The organism is Streptococcus sp. 3167 (assembly GCF_013277175.1).
GTDB lineage: Bacteria > Bacillota > Bacilli > Lactobacillales > Streptococcaceae > Streptococcus > Streptococcus pseudopneumoniae.
Genome location: NZ_VMML01000036.1, coordinates 1 through 2,971 on the forward strand (window position 1 = coordinate 1; position 2,971 = coordinate 2,971).

The window sequence follows — 2,971 nt, forward strand, 5'->3', positions numbered from 1 at the left end:
TAGCTCCCATGATTTACAAGAACAGCAGGACAAGCGATTTCTTTGTGGAGTGGTTCAAAACGCAACTCCTACCTGCTTTGAAAACACCTCATGTTATTATCATGGACAATGCTAGTTTTGATCCCAAGAACATTTTGGATGAACTCTGCATCCAAGATAAACACTTTTTCTTACCTCTACCGCCATATTCACCGGATTTGAATCCTATTGAGCAAGCATGGGCTATCTTGAAAAAGAAAGGAACAGATTTATTAAGGGAAGTCCCAACTATTTTTGAATGTTTGGAACGCTTTTTTAAAACTAAATAACTGATATAAGTCCATAGGCCCTATTAGAGGATGTTCTGGTGTCTTATTTACTTGTTTTTATAGCATTAGTAGATAGAATCAGCAAATAAAAAAGTAGTTCAAATGCCTGGCAGCAAAAAATCTCAACGATTCACTTAATATAGACTAAAGTTTAGAGTTTAAGGAAAGTAGGGCTAATATATTGTATGAAAAATAAGATTGTTTTTAAGCAAAACTCTTGAAAATGATTGAAAAAAGAGTTATTATAGATGTATAGTAAAAAGCAAACGCTTACTTAATCAAGGAGGACAGTTTATGTCATACAAAACAAGCAATGCAGAAGGGCATGTAGATTTCATTAATACCTATGATTTGGAGCCAATGGCGCAACAAGTGATCCCTAAAGCAGCATTTGGCTATATTGCTAGTGGGGCAGAAGATACTTTCACTTTAAGAGAGAATATCCGTGCCTTTAACCACAAACTCATCGTTCCACATACGCTTTGCGATGTTGAAAATCCAAGTACAGAGATTGAATTTGCAGGTGAAAAACTATCCTCACCAATCATTATGGCGCCTGTTGCGGCTCATAAATTAGCGAATGAACAGGGTGAAGTGGCGACTGCGCGTGGTGTGCATGAGTTCGGTTCTCTTTATACAACCAGTTCTTACTCTACTGTTGACCTTCCAGAGATTTCTGAAGCCCTTCAAGGGACACCTCATTGGTTCCAATTTTACTTTAGTAAGGATGACGGTATCAACCGCCACATCATGGACCGTGTGAAGGCTGAAGGTTATAAAGCGATTGTCTTGACGGCAGATGCTACTGTAGGGGGCAATCGTGAGGTGGATAAGCGTAATGGTTTTGTCTTCCCAGTTGGCATGCCGATTGTTGAAGAATACCTGCCAGAAGGTGCTGGTAAATCAATGGACTTTGTTTACAAATCAGCTAAACAGCGCTTGTCTCCACGCGATGTAGAATTTATCGCTGAATACTCTGGACTTCCTGTCTATGTCAAGGGACCACAATGCCGTGAGGACGTTGAGCGTTCACTTGCTGCGGGAGCTTCTGGTATCTGGGTAACCAACCACGGTGGTCGTCAAATCGACGGTGGACCAGCTGCTTTTGACTCGCTTCAAGAAGTGGCAGAAGCAGTTGATAGACGTGTGCCAATTGTCTTTGACTCTGGTGTTCGTCGTGGTCAACACGTCTTTAAAGCCTTGGCTTCAGGAGCAGACTTGGTAGCTATTGGTCGCCCTGCTATTTATGGTTTGGCTCTTGGTGGTAGTGTTGGTGTGCGTCAAGTCTTTGAACACTTGAATGCGGAATTGAAGACAGTTATGCAATTGTCTGGAACTCAGACCATTGAAGATGTCAAACACTTCAAACTTCGTCACAACCCATACAACCCAACCTTCCCAGTTGACCCTCGTGACTTAAAATTGTATTGATAAAAGATATTGCCTCCACTGAATGTGGAGGTTTTTCTTCGTGTATTGGAAGAATAAATCGCTATCAAAAACTATATAAAGATATTTTTCGGTCAAATATCTTGCTAGGGCTTTCAATTTCTGTTATAATGATCTAGTAATTAAATAATAAAGACATTTGGGGTGCTTTAGGCTGAGATGATACCCATTGAACCTGATACAGTTAAGACTGGCGAAGGGAAATGTGAACAGTTTTTTTCGTATGGTGAAATGAACGGTCTAATCTTGTAAGTCAACTCTAATTCTTGATTGTAATTGGAGTTTTTTTGTTTATATAAAACTGGGTAGGCTTGTTTAGGTAGCTCTCTGCAAATGCCCTCGATGTTCTTTAAAAGGATCAAGTGGAATTACGATTTTACTTGGTATTTCTTGGTGTTTTATTAATTACTAACAAGTAAAGAGAGGAGAAGTAAATATGGAAACACAGGTTTATGCATTTCAGCCAGGTTTGACTGTTGGAGAATTATTAAAAAGCAGTCAGAAGGATTGGCAGGCTGCAATCAATCATCGTTTTGTTAAGGAACTTTTTGCAGGGACAATTGAGAATAAGGCCTTAAAAGACTACCTGATTCAAGATTATCACTTCTTTGATGCCTTTTTATCCATGTTGGGTTCCTGCGTAGCCCACGCAGACCAGCTTGAATCCAAGCTTCGTTTTGCCAAACAACTAGGCTTTCTTGAAGCAGATGAAGATGGCTATTTCCAAAAGGCTTTCAAAGAGTTAAACGTATCTGAGAATGACTATCTAGAAGTGAGCTTGCACCCTGTAACAAAAGCCTTTCAGAATCTAATGTACTCGGCAGTGGCTTCATCAGACTATGCCCATCTTTTGGTCATGCTGGTCATTGCAGAAGGACTCTATTTAGACTGGGGTTCTAAAGCTTTGGCTCTTCCTGAAGCCTATATTCATTCGGAATGGATCAATCTCCACAGAGGTCCTTTCTTTGCAGAGTGGGTTCAATTTCTGGTTGACGAACTCAATCGTGTCGGAAAAGATCGAGAAGATTTGACAGAGCTTCAGCAACGCTGGAATCAAGCGGTCGCTTTAGAATTAGCCTTTTTTGATATTGGTTATGATGCCTAGAGAAGGCTCATGATATTTACAAATTTGATGAGTTAATACTCTTCGAAAATCTCTTCAAACCACGTCAGCTTCACCTTGCCGTAGGTATGGTGTTCTATCTGCAACCTCA

At 40.2% G+C, this 2,971-nt stretch carries 3 protein-coding genes and 1 riboswitch; all 3 genes read left to right on the top strand.

The features are described from left to right. A partial coding sequence (locus tag HT678_RS05795) for a transposase (RefSeq protein ID WP_172924686.1) occupies window positions 1-308 on the top strand: 308 nt, incomplete at its 5' end. Between the two features lie 294 nt (window positions 309-602). Beyond that, window positions 603-1,739 (top strand): L-lactate oxidase, encoded by a 1,137-nt coding sequence (gene lctO / locus HT678_RS05800; protein WP_000120708.1) that lies wholly within the window; start codon window positions 603-605, stop codon window positions 1,737-1,739. Between the two features lie 148 nt (window positions 1,740-1,887). Beyond that, a riboswitch (TPP riboswitch) is annotated at window positions 1,888-1,976 on the top strand. Between the two features lie 217 nt (window positions 1,977-2,193). Beyond that, on the top strand, window positions 2,194-2,862 hold the full coding sequence (locus HT678_RS05805; RefSeq protein ID WP_172924688.1) for a TenA family protein: 669 nt from the start codon (window positions 2,194-2,196) through the stop codon (window positions 2,860-2,862). The last annotated feature ends 109 nt before the right edge of the window (window positions 2,863-2,971 follow it).

Bases quoted from the DNA above. Each gene is read 5' to 3' on its own strand.
- HT678_RS05805 (WP_172924688.1), top strand. From the start codon at position 2,194: ATGGAAACACAGGTTTATGCATTTCAGCCAGGTTTGACTGTTGGAGAA.
- lctO (WP_000120708.1), top strand. From the start codon at position 603: ATGTCATACAAAACAAGCAATGCAGAAGGGCATGTAGATTTCATTAAT.